We start from the raw sequence: 12,573 nt of genomic DNA on the forward strand, positions 1-12,573 counted from the left end.
AGCAAAGAGGTTTGCAACAAAAAACGAGCAAACAAATTTGTTTGCTCGTTTCACTTTATTTTAGTTCACATTTATCAAGTGGAATCACTTTTGTTTTTTTCGTAAATTTATATCCTAACCATAGTACTAAGAAGAGTGGTAAACCGATGTAAGAAACGAGTACGCCATTCCAATCGATTGATTCACCCATAAATGCGCCGTAGTTTTGTCCTAAAATTACGATGATACAAAGTGTAAATGCGAAGATTGGACCAAATGGGAACCATTTTGCTCTATATGGTAAGTCTTTCAAATCTTTTCCTTGTGCAATATATGCTTTACGGAAACGGTAATGACTAATTGCAATGCCGACCCAAGCGATAAAGCCAGACATTCCTGATGCATTTAATAACCAAATGTATACAACACCGTCACCGAATAAAGAAGCAATGAAAGCGATACTACCGACAATCGATGTTACGATTAATGCGTTAACAGGTACACCGCGGCTATCTAATTTACCAAGAAACTTTGGTGCTTTTCCTTGGCGAGCTAAATCCCAAAGCATACGAGTTGATGCATACATACCAGAGTTACCAGCAGATAGTACTGCCGTTAAAATAACAGCGTTCATAACAGAAGCAGCAAAGGCAACGCCCGCTTTTTCAAAAATAAGTGTAAACGGACTTACTGTAACATCACTTGCAGCAAGGCTTTCAGTTGTATAAGGAATTAATAAACCGATAACGAGAATTGCAAGGATATAGAATAAAAGAATACGCCAAAAGATTGAACGAATCGCTTTCGGAATATTACGCTCTGGATCAGAAGTTTCACCAGCAGCTACTCCTAATAGTTCAGTACCTTGGAATGAGAAACCAGCTGCCATAAACACACCGATAATTGCCATGATACCGCCGTTAAATGGTGCATCTGCAACAGTGAAGTTTTTAAATCCAACCGTTTCACCGCCCATAATTCCAAAAATCATCATGAAACCAACAATTAAAAAGATAATAATCGTAACTACTTTAATAAGTGCGAACCAATATTCAGATTCACCAAACCCTTTAACAGATAAATAGTTTAAAAGGAAAATAATAGCTAAACATAATCCGCTCCAAATAAGAGAAGGGGTATCTGGGAACCAAAATTTCATAATTAATGTTACGGCTGCAAGTTCAGCAGCAATCGTAATTGCCCAGTTATACCAATAGTTCCATCCAAGTGCAAAGCCAAGTGATGGATCAACAAATTTTGTTGCATACGTACTAAAAGATCCAGTAACAGGCATGTAAGCTGCAAGTTCAGCTAAGCTTGTCATTAAAAAATAAACCATAATTCCAATTGCGGCGTATGCAATTAATGCGCCACCAGGTCCAGCTGTATGGATGACACCACCGCTGGCAAGAAATAGTCCGGTACCAATTGTACCACCGAGAGAAATCATCGTAAGGTGACGAGATTTTAATCCGCGTTTTAATTCACCTTGTCCTTGTGTAGTTTGCGTTTTAGAGGTAGATTGATTTGTTGCGCTATTCATGTTCAACACTCCTTTTCTTGTAGGTTAGGAAGGAGCGGGGGAGAAAAATACAAAAAACCGCCAAAGGAATTTGGCGGAACGTTTCACAAATAACCACCCCATCATACCCTTCCGTTAAGATAGCACCCCACGTTTACACGGTAATTTTGTAAACGTGACAGTTCTGTTCCTTTCGGAGACAGCCCCAGCTCATATTTCCAGAGAAGAAATATAAACTTCGGCAACTTTTCCTTTCAAACGGAGTCAGCTGACATTCTCTGTGTCTCGTCCGTTTTACTATTAAAAGTCGCAACCTCTACCTCATCGGATTGATGAGGATTTATATATTGCTAAGATTTTTAATATATGGCAATTGTAATGACTTTCTGAATATATTGCAAGATATTTTGTTAGGAAAAGTCAAAAAATATCGGTTATTGTATAGGAAACGCTTGCAAAACTCCACCCGAACCTACTATTATGTAGCAATAAGCAAAGAAAAAATTGTTATACAAATGTTTCGCAAAAAATATTGAAAAACCCTCTAAATTAAAAGAAAATTCAGAAAAATATAATTCGACATAACTATCAAAAGAGGATTATTCCTTAAATTCGTTTCAAAGAATAAGTGTAAATTTAACAAATAGAATGAATATTCTTTTTATTTTTAGTAAAATTGAGGTATTGTTTAATTGAAAAGGGGAAATCAAAATGAAATTAGAAACAGAAAGGCTCTATATAGTGCCGTGTACAGAAGAGAGGATTCAAGTCGCTAACGAGCAAGGATACAATAGCGGCCCGCATATTGTAGGGCATGTAAAGAATGTAAAAAAAGATGCAACTTTATTACCATGGGGGGCGTGGTATGTTCTTCGAAAAGAAGATGATAGCGTTTTAGGTGATATTGGGTTTAAAGGGAAACCAAACGAGAATCAAACAGTAGAAATTGGCTATGGAATCATTGAGAAATATTGGAATCAGGGCTATGCAACAGAAGCTGTAAAAGAACTAATCGATTGGGCTTTCAAAACAGGTGAGGTAGAAACAATAATTGCAGAGACACTTCTAGATAATTATAGTTCGATGCGTGTTTTAGAAAAGTTACATATGAAGAGAGTAAATGCTACAGAAATGATGATTAATTGGAAAATAGAAAAATAAAAAATACCGCTCTAAATTGAGCGGTATTTTTTATAGTTATGGTAGCATTTGCTTCTGATCATTCGGATACTCAGCCGTTGACGTATTAGGACGATTGGAATGATTACGAACAGCAATGAAAATAGAAATAATAACGACAAGACCAACTGCAACGTAAGAAAGTGAAATAATAGTTGGATCCACTTTAAATGTAGTAAGCAGTGTACGAATGTTTGTAAAGATAATAAGACCACCAACTAATACGCCAAGTAAATGAGAAGGAACAATGCGAACTAGCCATGCCGCGATTGGTGCCGCTACGATACCACCGAGCATGAGAGAAAATACCCAAACCCAGCTTACTTGTTCCCAGCCAAGTGAGATGAAGAAGCCGATTGTTGCAGCGAGTGAAACAGGAAATTCACTCGTATCTACAGATCCAATAACTTTTCTAGCTTCATTTCCTCTTGCTAGAAGAACAGGTGTCGTAATCGGCCCCCAACCACCGCCACCAGTTGAATCAACGAATCCAGCGAATAAACCAAGCGGCACAAGTTGTTTTGCAGACATACGCTTATTTGAAGTGACAATTTGTTTTTGAATGATGAATCGTAATAAAATATAAACCCCTAAAGTAAATAAAAATACGGAAATGTACGGTTTAATTACATCACCAGGTAAATTGCTTAAAAAACATGCCCCAACAAATGCGCCGATTGCCCCAGGTAATGTAAGCCTGGAAACTGTATATTTATCAACGTTTCCAAATTTGATATGAGATGCGCCAGAAGCTGCAGTTGTAACGACTTCAGCTAAATGAACCGATGCGGAAGCTACAGCCGGTGCAATACCAAACATTAATAATAGTGAAGTAGACGTTACCCCATACGCCATTCCGAGTGCTCCATCGATCAGTTGAGCGAAAAATCCAATAATAGCAAAGACAATTAATTTCTGCATAAATAATCCCCCTGTAATAATAAATGAAAAAGACACTTTTCCCGTATGAGAAAAGTGCCTTTGGTTTTTCCAATCAGCAATAATTAAATTTGTTTCATTATAATACATATTAATCGTATAAATCAACTAGGTTTTAAAGTTTTTGAATTGAATGAAAGAAAAATAAAATATACAATAAAAGGATGGAGAGAAAGGGGAGAAAGACATGTTACGATTTGATCATCTCGTTCACACAGTTCATGGTACACCGGAGGAAGCGGCAAAACAAATACAGGAACTTGGATTTCATACTGTATTAGGCGGAGAGCATACGAATTGGGGTACTTGGAATAGTTTAAGTTATTTTGATTTATCATATATAGAATTTTTAGCAGTTCAACATGAAGAAAAAGCGAAAGAAGCAGAAAATCCATTAGTACAAGAAACAGTGGTGAAACTACAAAATGGAGAAGGAATGCTACAAATCGCGATCCGAACAGATGCAATTGAGGAGCTAGCAGTTAACTTTAATAAGTACGGCTTACATACGATAGGGCCATTTGAAGGGAAACGCATGAGAAAAGATGGCCGACTTTTAGAATGGAAAATGTTATTCGTTAAGCAAGAAGAGAACGGACCGAAATTACCTTTCTTTATACAGTGGAATGAAACGGACGAAGAAAGAAGAAACGATTTACGTAACAGTGGGACGATTACTGAACATAAAAACAAAGTGCAACAAATTGAAACGATTCATTACGCAGTAAAAAATGTTCGAGAAACAGTACGGAAATGGAAAGAAGTAATGGAGCTATCTACAAGCTCAGTTGTGAAAAATGAAAAATGGAATGCCGAGTGTCAAAGTGTAGTATTTGGAGATATTCATGTGCAGTTTTGTGAACCGATTGGAGAAGGGCTAGTACTAGAACATTTGAATAAGAATGGTGAATATCCATTTGCAGTAGAGTTTAAAGGTGGAAATAAACGAGAGCATGAAGTGCTAGGTAGTTTGTACATATATTAATAGAGGTGAACGTTGTGGAAGAAATGCTTAGAGAGATAGAGAGAATACTAGAATGGCCTCGTATTGCAACGTGTACAGCTATTTCAAAAGGTTTTTCACATGAAGAGAAGTATAAAATTGAATTAAAGAATCAAGAAACCTATTTTGTAAAAGTATGTGATGCTGTTCATTTTGAACGTAAACAAGAAGAATATACGTATATGAAACGATTAGAGTCATTACATATTCCAACACCCAAGTTAATTCATTTCATAATAATTGAGAAATTAAATAAATGTGTTCAAGTATTTGAATGGACCCGAGGTATAAATGGTGAAGAAGGTTTAACGAAGTTATCGGTGGAAGAACAGTATAAGGCAGGAAGAAAAGCAGGGGAAGTATTAAAGAGGATTCACTCAATTGAAAGAGAAAGTGCAAGTAATAAATGGGAAACATCTAGATGGAATAAATACGAAAGATACATAGAGGCACTAACAGATTACGAGGTGAATTTTCTGGATTTGAAGCCAGTATTAACCTTTGTAGAAAATCATAAAGATTTATTGGGAAATCGTCCAATAAGATTTTTACATGATGACTTCCATCCAGCAAATAGCATGATTCATAATAAGGAATTTATCGTTATCGATTTTGGTGGATATGATTTTGGTGATCCAATACACGATTTTTATAACGTAGCGATTTTTACTATAAGAATAAGTAAACCATTTGCGGTTGGACAAGTTCACGGTTATTTCGGAGGCGAACCATCGCTTCATTTTTGGAAACTGTATACATTGTACGTCGCGATGACATTCCCAGCGGATATCGTTTGGACGAATCGAAGTACACCGCATTTAGTAGATGATATGAAGGAAAGATTAAATGGAATTTTAGAAGATCATAATCATTTTTCATCTTATATTCCAAAATGGTATCAATCAAGCGAATTTAATAAATAAAGGAGTAATTTATATGGATAAAATAGCAGTAATTTCAGATATTCACGGTAATATTCAAGCATTAGAATCCGTGTTGAATGATATTAAATTAAGAGGAATCGAGCGCATTATTTGCCTTGGAGATTTAGTAGGAAAAGGACCTCATTCCAGTGAAGCAATTGAAATCATTCGTAAAGAATGTGAAGTAGTCGTAATGGGAAACTGGGATGATTTTATTACAAAGCCGACTGAATTTGAAGCATTAAAATGGCATCAAAAACAATTATCGGAAGAACAAAATGATTATTTAAGAAGTTTACCATTTTCAATCGAATTTTTTATGAGTGGAAAACTCATTCGTATGTTTCACGCTTCACCGAGAAGTTTATATGAAAGAATTCAACCACACGCTTCAAGAGAAGAACGTATTAGTATGTTCGAAAATAGTGATTTGACAGAAAATATAGAAGGAGAAAGAAAACCAGATGTCGTTTGTTACGGTGATGTTCACCAAGCGTTCGTTCAAAATTTCAGAGGGAAAACGTTATGTAATGCCGGTAGCGTAGGAAACCCACTTGAAATAACGCAAGCTTCCTATTTAATATTTGAAGGAACATATAATGAAAAAGAAGCGGCGAGCTTTTCTATTCAACTTGTACGAGTACCGTATGATATTGAATTAGCTATCAGATTAGCAGAAGAACTCGAAATGCCAGAAATTGAAGAGTATAAGCAAGAGTTACGGACGGCCTTATATCGGGGGTTTAAGGGGAAGTAAGCTAATAATATATCAACGATTTTTCAAATATATCTATCATAACTTAAAATATATCAACGATTTTTTCGATATATCAACGATTCGACAAAGGATATCGATTTACCGACAAATAGTGACATGAATTGTGACTTATAATTATATTATGTAAACTAATTATAAAGGGAGATATCATGAACCGAAAACAACGAATCAAAGAAATTGCAGATCATATTGTAAAGCTAAACTTAACCTATCCAACAAGAGTTGGAGTAAGTGGTATTACAGCATCAGGAAAAACAACATTTGCAAACGAATTAGCAGAAGAAATAAAAAAACGAGGATTACCAGTAACACGCGCAAGCATTGATGATTTTCATAATCCAAGAGTGATTCGCTATGCAAAAGGAAAAGAATCTGCAAGAGGGTATTATGAAGATGCACACGATTATACAGCTTTCAAAGAAAGATTATTAATGCCTTTAGGACCTAACGGAAATTTACAGTATGAAACGATTTCTCATAACTTAATAACGAATATGCCTGTACATAATGAGCCGCTATTGGCCACGCAAAATATGATATTAATAGTAGATGGAACGTTTCTATTGAAAAAAGACGTTGCGTATTTATTTGATTACAAAATCTTTGTAGATACAAATTTTGAGATTGCGAGAAAACGTGGTGCTAAGCGGGAAACTGAAGCTTTTGGAAGTTATGAAGAAGCAGAGAAGATGTTTTTGAACAGATATCATGCGGCCTGTAAGATGTATATAGATGAGCATAATCCAAAAGAGTGTGCGAATGTTATATTTAAGAATAGTGATTTAGGAAATCCAGAAGTTATATTTCATGAAAGAGCGTAATACATAATCAGAAATATATGTATAGCCTTTTGTTTATTGTTATAATTAAATTAATTTTATGAAGCAAATAAAAGGGGATAAGACAATAAAAAACGCAAAAAGGGGACAAGAAATATAATGAATGAAGTACTCGAACTAAAAGAAGAACTACTACAAATTAAAAATAACAATTATGCTGTACCAGAAGACGTAGATGCATATCCATATGCGCAATGGATGCTAGATTATATCGGATCACCTGATGCTGAATTACGTGATGATTTAATTTATAGTACGCTTCACACATGGATTACAAATGATGTATTTAGACAAAAAGAGTTAAGAGGATTAATGTTACAAGCAATTAGTCCTGATTATTTATTTTATAAAATTGGTGAAAAGGGAACAGACTCTGTATTTAAACGTGCATTCTCCGTATTAATTCCACCACTTATTTTATCTGTTCATGAAAGAGAACCGTTGTTATCGGAAGAACAATTGTACAGTGTGGCAGAACAAGTGTTGGAATATGTATATTTAGAAGAAGATGTAAGGGGCTACGTAGAAGGAAAAGGCTGGGCACACTCTACTGCACATGCAGCAGATGCGCTTGATGCTTTAGCGCGTACAATCCAAAATCGTGAGTTCTCATATGCAATACTAGCTGCCGTTCGTCAGAAGGTACGCTTACATGACTACGTATACATTCACTTTGAGGATGAGAGATTAGTAGCACCAATTATGTCGTTACGTAACCAAAACCTTTTAACTGAAGAAGAGTGGAGCAACTGGTTACATAGTATAGCAATTGTTGAAGACATCCCGCATCCTCAATATGATATTTTAGTACAAAATATTAGAGCTTTCTTAAGAAGTTTATATTTTAGAGTTTTAGAGACAGAGGGTAGCACAGCCTTTACAGATGATATATTGGAGACTTTGAAAGGGTTGCGTAGGTATTAAAAATACGTTTTTCTAAGAGAAAAGTACATAAAACCACTACCTCCCAACCATACTAATAAAATGTGTTGGAGGTGAGTTTTATGGACAAAAAAGACTTTGAAAAGGTGTATAATGATTATTTACATCAAGGAGAAGAGCAAGCTCAATTTGAAGTAGGCCATGAAGTCAATACAGGAGCAGAACAAATTGTTGCTGTTCGTAAAAATGATGATGGAGATTTAATAGCGTTTAAAACAAGTAGCGGGAGAGAGTTAGATTATATGACTGCTCTTAATGAAGCAAAATCAGGGAAGTTAGCTCATGTGGACGTATTTCATAAGTATGGCAGAGATATTATACGTAGTGAACCGGATGGAATAAAAGAAAATAACTTAGATAATTTACCTTCATTCTAAACGGGTAAACCTCAAGAAGAGAATGTTCATTACGATATTCTCTTCTTTGTTTTGCGAAGTTTTCCTAGCAAATAGACGATTCATTTTTAAAGTGCGATCATACTTTTAAAGAGCGCTCTAAATTTCTCTTTATCTTCTGCTGTAAATGGTTTCGGTCCTTTTGTACGCTTACCACTTTTTCGAACCATTGCACTTAAATATCGTGTTTGTAACAATTGTTCAATGTTATCATTCGTATACTTATAGCCTTTATGGTGTAGTACGATACAGCCTTTTGCTAAAGCGAGCGAAGCAAGACCGTAATCTTGTGTTACGATTAAATCTTCTTTTTTTGCTAACTGCATAATTCGGTAATCAGCAGCATCTGCTCCGGAATCAACATATATTGTTTCCACACCTTTTGGTTGTTCCGCATTAGAATAATGAGAAAAGCTAGTAACGAGGGTTACAGGGATTTCTGCATTCGTAGCTTCAAAAATAATTACATCTTTTACAGGACAAGCATCTGCATCAACGTAAATTTTCATTTTTATCACTCCTATAACTAGGTTCGTGTTGATAATAATGGTAGATTTTTCTTTTGTCAAACGAGAAAGCTTTATCTCACGTTATTTTTCACAAACCAAAATAGCCTCCCGCAAACGAGAAATACCTTCCTCAATTTGATTAATATTCACTTTTCCATAAGATAAACGTATATAACCATCTTTTGCGCCGAAAATACTACCTGGCATAAAAGCAATTTCTTGTTTTAAACTTTGCATAATAAGTTGTTTTTCGTTTATCGGTTCTTTTAATTTTCCCCATATGTATATTCCACCGGTCGGATTTGAAAAAGAGATTTTATCATGAAGTTGCTCGTTTAGAGCGTGGACGATAACGTCTCTTTTTTCTGCTAGTTGTTTTCGTAACGGTACGATATGCGACTGAAATGGTACAGTTTCAAAAAATTGTTGCATAAGCCACTGTGGGAAAATGCTCATACCTAATTCCATTTGGTGCCTTGCGTCGGATAACCTTTCTACTACAGACTGCGGGGCAACGAGCCAACCAACTCGTAAGCCTGGTGCAATCATTTTTGATAAGGAATGTACATAAATGACAGTTCCATTTTCATCAATTGATTTCAAAGTAGGGCAAGGTTGTTTCTTTTCTAGCGTAAGTAAACTAGAAGGATCATCTTCAACAATCGCAATTCGTAAGTCTGCGCAAAGTGATAACAGTTTTTTTCTACGGTTTGGATGAAGCATTGTTCCCGTAGGATTTTGGAAGTTTGGATTTAAAAAGATCATTTTTATACGATGCTTTCTATATAATTCTTGCACATCGTCTGGGTTAATACCGTGTTCATCGACAGGTAAAGGGAAAATACGAATACCTGCTGATTGGAATAACGGTAAGGAATAACAGTGTGAAGGACTTTCGAAAGCGACTGCATCACCGGGATTTAATAAACATTGTACGATAAGGTGAAGTGCTTGCTGTGCGCCAGATGTAATCATAATGGATTGCTCAGTCGCTTCAACTTTTAAATATTCCTTCATATATTTTACGACCGCTTGTCTTAGCGGGAGATAGCCTTGCGGATGATCATAACTTAATGAATGTGTTAACGGTTGTTCTCGTAAAATCGTTTGTAGTTGATCGTGCGGATAGAGGTTACAACCGAGCTCTCCGTTTGCGAAATCAATGATATTTTCATTTTGTTGTACTTCCGCACGAATATGGCGAAGTAACGGTAAGTTTGGTAAAAAAGTACCACCTTCTACGAAATTTCTCCAGTTCGGCGTTAATGTTGGAGAGACGCCCCACATATGTGTACTTACACGTGTCCCTTTACCAGTCGTACTTTCTACAATCCCCATAGCACGTAGTTCATTATAAGCAGTCGTTACTGTACTTCGGTTTACATTTAACTGCATAGCTAATTTCCGTTCGGAAGGGAGGAAGCTACCAGGTGGAAGTTCTCCGTATGTAATACGCTTTTCAATAAAGTCAACAACTTGCTGATAAATAGGGATTTTACTGTCGTTATCTAGCTTCCATTCCATACAAACGCCTCCGCATCTCTTATATACATTAAGTATAACAAATTGGCTGGGTAAAAAAACAGCCAATTGGACGGTGTTATATCCAGCCAATTTTACTATGCTAAATATGGAAGGGGAGATTCGGATGAAAAGATGGCAAATGGAATGGCTCCTAGTATCAGTAGCGTTAGTATGGGGAGCAAATTATACAATAGGAAAGTATGGCGTGGCATTTATGTCATCCATTCAATTTAATAGTTTACGATTTTTAGTAGCATCACCGGTATTATTACTTATTACATTTTTAATGGAACGCTCATTACGTATTGAAAGAAAAGATTGGTTACGATTAGTAGCAGTTGGTATCGTTGGAACGGCAATGTATCAAACGATGTTTATGCTATCTGTAAAATATACTTCAGCAACGAACGCCTCATTATTAATTGCAATGTCACCTATTTTTACAGGGATATTAGCAGTATTGCACAAACAAGAACGTTTTTCGATGAAAGTACAAATTGGTTCAATAGTGGCCTTTGTTGGTGCAGCATTCGTTTTATTAACAGGGCATACAGGAGGAGCTACTTACGAATATGCGTGGCTCGGAAACATAATTGGATTAGTCGCAGCGATTGCGTGGGGATGGTACCCAATATTAGCGCAACCTCTTATAACAAAATATTCCGCAATGAGAGTCACATCTTGGTCAACTTTAATTGGAATTGTACCTCTCGTTGTATATTGTTTATTCAACGTAAATACATTAACGTGGCCAGTAGACATGCCAAGCTGGGGGTCTCTAGCATATTCAATCGTCTTCGCGACAATCTTCGGACTTGCAATGTGGTATGTCGGTATTAGTAAAATAGGCTCAACGAAAGTAATGGTTTATATGTATCTTGTACCATTGTTCGCAGTTATCTTCGCGGCAGTAACTATCGGAGAGCAAATCAACATGATGCAACTCGTTGGCGGACTTATAATCTTTATCGGCTTATATGTTGTAAAAAAGGGTGGAATTCAAAAGCCAGCTCTCAATTTGAAAAAAGTAAGTTAACAATAAAAAGGATCTCTTTCATATAGAAGGAGATCCTTTTGGTTTTTGTAATAAAAGCGCTTGTTCAACAGCCCATTTTTGATGATCATGAATGAGAAGCTCTACAGCAAGTAAAGGAGACATCCACCGCAAAACATGATCTTCCTCACAGTTTTCAGTTTGTGTCTGCACCATGTTCGCAATATAAAAAAATCCATCGTTTAAATAATATGTATCTTCTTTTTCCGCATAAAAATATCGCATTGCATTACCGATATATTGATTAATTTCAATTGCCCATCCTAATTCCTCTAGTAGTTCACGATGTAAGCATTCATCTTTTGTTTCGGTACCTTCCATACCGCCACCAGGTAAAAAATAACGGTCTCCTTTTTGGATAATAGCAATGTTTGAAGAAGTTGAGTTAAAAATAATTGCATAACAACTAGGCCGTAATACATATTGCTCAGTAGGCTTTTTATAACCAAAAATAAGTTTAGATATCATAAGACACGTCACCTCTCTATAAAATACACAAAAGGAATAATAAGGTAAAAATAGAATTGTATAAGTATAATCTTACGAGATTGGAGTGATAACAAAATGATAAATCGAAAGTGTTCGCGCTGTAAAGAAATTACAGGTACATTGCACGGTGGTAAAAAAATTAAGGAAGAATTTCTATGTGAGGACTGTTTACAAAAAGGAATTGCGAGTGGAGAAATCGAATTATCACAAGTGGAAGAAAAACAAACTTTGTATCTTTCTATAAAAATATTCAAAATAATGAGTGTGATTTATTTAATAGGATCTATTTTAATGGCTTTTTCAACTGGTCCATTTATACATAACCTGGGGTTTGATGAAATGTCCATTTCAGGATCAGAATTAGGTTTAATAAGTATTGTTATGCTAGGTTCTATATTTCAGTCAGTTCTCGTATTTTGCGGGATATGGGTATTCATCCTATTAGTAGAAACAGTCATTAAAATTTATGAAAAAATGAAGTGAGTGAGAGGGAGAAAC

Annotated in this window: 14 protein-coding genes and 1 riboswitch; of the genes, 9 read left to right on the forward strand and 5 right to left on the reverse strand. The window is 35.8% G+C overall.

The annotated features are described in order from the left end of the window. Positions 1-55: 55 nt before the first annotated feature. Complete coding sequence (locus ACTFSL_RS09355; protein ID WP_001083395.1) at positions 56-1,522, reverse strand: amino acid permease; 1,467 nt, start codon at positions 1,520-1,522, stop codon at positions 56-58. Between the two features lie 112 nt (positions 1,523-1,634). Continuing rightward, a riboswitch (Lysine riboswitch) is annotated at positions 1,635-1,828 on the reverse strand. 384 nt (positions 1,829-2,212) lie between these two features. Between ACTFSL_RS09355 and ACTFSL_RS09360 the strand changes: the two genes are divergently transcribed. Beyond that, entirely contained in the window at positions 2,213-2,662 is a 450-nt protein-coding gene (locus ACTFSL_RS09360) for a GNAT family N-acetyltransferase (protein WP_440041559.1), read from the forward strand. 36 nt (positions 2,663-2,698) lie between these two features. Here ACTFSL_RS09360 and ACTFSL_RS09365 read toward each other — a convergent pair whose 3' ends face one another. Next, on the reverse strand, positions 2,699-3,709 hold the full coding sequence (locus tag ACTFSL_RS09365; protein ID WP_002024365.1) for a sulfite exporter TauE/SafE family protein: 1,011 nt from the start codon (positions 3,707-3,709) through the stop codon (positions 2,699-2,701). 97 nt (positions 3,710-3,806) lie between these two features. Here ACTFSL_RS09365 and ACTFSL_RS09370 point away from each other — a divergent pair, with 97 nt between their 5' ends. The 6 genes from ACTFSL_RS09370 (at position 3,807) to ACTFSL_RS09395 (ending at position 8,481) form a co-directional block, all read left to right on the forward strand. After that, complete coding sequence (locus ACTFSL_RS09370) at positions 3,807-4,604, forward strand: VOC family protein (RefSeq protein WP_058839144.1); 798 nt, start codon at positions 3,807-3,809, stop codon at positions 4,602-4,604. Positions 4,605-4,618: 14 nt separating this feature from the next. Beyond that, a complete protein-coding gene (locus ACTFSL_RS09375) occupies positions 4,619-5,545 on the forward strand; it encodes an aminoglycoside phosphotransferase family protein (RefSeq protein ID WP_406903960.1) in 927 nt (308 codons plus the stop codon). Between the two features lie 13 nt (positions 5,546-5,558). Continuing rightward, on the forward strand, positions 5,559-6,302 hold the full coding sequence (locus ACTFSL_RS09380; RefSeq protein WP_000357656.1) for a metallophosphoesterase family protein: 744 nt from the start codon (positions 5,559-5,561) through the stop codon (positions 6,300-6,302). A 170-nt stretch (positions 6,303-6,472) separates the two neighbouring features. Continuing rightward, positions 6,473-7,144 carry a hypothetical protein gene (locus ACTFSL_RS09385; protein WP_119683613.1) on the forward strand — a complete coding sequence of 224 codons (672 nt, stop codon included), beginning with the start codon at positions 6,473-6,475 and terminating at the stop codon, positions 7,142-7,144. A gap of 117 nt (positions 7,145-7,261) precedes the next feature. Then, positions 7,262-8,086 (forward strand): DUF2785 domain-containing protein, encoded by an 825-nt coding sequence (locus ACTFSL_RS09390; RefSeq protein WP_001006674.1) that lies wholly within the window; start codon positions 7,262-7,264, stop codon positions 8,084-8,086. Between the two features lie 80 nt (positions 8,087-8,166). Continuing rightward, positions 8,167-8,481, forward strand: a complete 315-nt coding sequence (locus ACTFSL_RS09395; RefSeq protein WP_000358176.1) for a DUF3892 domain-containing protein — start codon at positions 8,167-8,169, stop codon at positions 8,479-8,481. A gap of 86 nt (positions 8,482-8,567) precedes the next feature. Here the strand turns inward: ACTFSL_RS09395 and ACTFSL_RS09400 are convergent, their stop codons facing one another. Beyond that, positions 8,568-9,008 carry a YaiI/YqxD family protein gene (locus ACTFSL_RS09400; protein ID WP_000708761.1) on the reverse strand — a complete coding sequence of 147 codons (441 nt, stop codon included), beginning with the start codon at positions 9,006-9,008 and terminating at the stop codon, positions 8,568-8,570. A gap of 81 nt (positions 9,009-9,089) precedes the next feature. Beyond that, positions 9,090-10,532 carry a MocR-like pyridoxine biosynthesis transcription factor PdxR gene (gene pdxR, locus ACTFSL_RS09405; RefSeq protein WP_017674171.1) on the reverse strand — a complete coding sequence of 481 codons (1,443 nt, stop codon included), beginning with the start codon at positions 10,530-10,532 and terminating at the stop codon, positions 9,090-9,092. A 124-nt stretch (positions 10,533-10,656) separates the two neighbouring features. On the opposite strand from pdxR, the gene ACTFSL_RS09410 reads away from it, so the two are divergent. Next, on the forward strand, positions 10,657-11,568 hold the full coding sequence (locus ACTFSL_RS09410; protein ID WP_017674170.1) for a DMT family transporter: 912 nt from the start codon (positions 10,657-10,659) through the stop codon (positions 11,566-11,568). Between the two features lie 18 nt (positions 11,569-11,586). Here ACTFSL_RS09410 and ACTFSL_RS09415 read toward each other — a convergent pair whose 3' ends face one another. Continuing rightward, positions 11,587-12,054, reverse strand: a complete 468-nt coding sequence (locus ACTFSL_RS09415) for an NUDIX hydrolase (RefSeq protein WP_000623966.1) — start codon at positions 12,052-12,054, stop codon at positions 11,587-11,589. Positions 12,055-12,150: 96 nt separating this feature from the next. Between ACTFSL_RS09415 and ACTFSL_RS09420 the strand changes: the two genes are divergently transcribed. Beyond that, on the forward strand, positions 12,151-12,558 hold the full coding sequence (locus ACTFSL_RS09420) for a DUF3980 domain-containing protein (protein ID WP_440041561.1): 408 nt from the start codon (positions 12,151-12,153) through the stop codon (positions 12,556-12,558). The last annotated feature ends 15 nt before the right edge of the window (positions 12,559-12,573 follow it).

Source organism: Bacillus cereus group sp. MYBK108-1, assembly GCF_051917185.1.
GTDB lineage: Bacteria > Bacillota > Bacilli > Bacillales > Bacillaceae_G > Bacillus_A > Bacillus_A cereus.